1 protein-coding gene is annotated in these 521 nt (G+C 54.7%); it reads left to right on the top strand.

Annotated features, from left to right (window positions below):
- A partial coding sequence (psbR, locus tag D1151_RS16560; protein WP_207708637.1) for a photosystem II protein PsbR occupies positions 1-435 on the top strand: 435 nt, incomplete at its 5' end.
- Positions 436-521: the final 86 nt, after the last annotated feature.

The raw sequence follows: 521 nt of genomic DNA, 5'->3' as shown, positions 1-521 counted from the left end.
CAAAGATATATCGATATGGCAAGCACAGTGATGAGCTCACTCGCTCTCAAGCCCGCCGCCTTCACCGCCGAGAAGTCCGCCGCGAGAGGGCTGCCGTCGCTCGCCAGAACCGCCACTCCTTTGAGAGTTGAAGCCAGTGGCGGCAAGAAGATCAAGACCGACACACCTTATGGAACTGGCGGCGGCATGGACTTGAGAAATGGTGTCGACGCCTCTGGCAGGAAGCCTAAGGGAAAGGGTGTGTACCAGTACGTGGACAAATACGGTGCTAACGTGGATGGATACAGCCCCATCTACAACGAGGATGAGTGGGCTCCGAGCGGCGATGTTTACGTCGGCGGCACCACCGGCTTAGCCATATGGGCAGTCACCCTCGCCGGCATACTCGCCGGCGGTGCACTACTGGTCTACAACACCAGTGCTTTGGCTCAGTAATCCAAATCTATATATATTCTTCTCTAGTTTGTATGCACTGCACTCGCTCTTTGGAACTCTGTTCCCCTTTAGCTCTTGTATACTTT

It is taken from the genome of Emergencia sp. 1XD21-10, assembly GCF_009936045.1.
Classification (GTDB): domain Bacteria; phylum Bacillota; class Clostridia; order Peptostreptococcales; family Anaerovoracaceae; genus Senimuribacter; species Senimuribacter intestinalis.
This window is presented reverse-complemented; position numbering and strand designations above follow the sequence as displayed.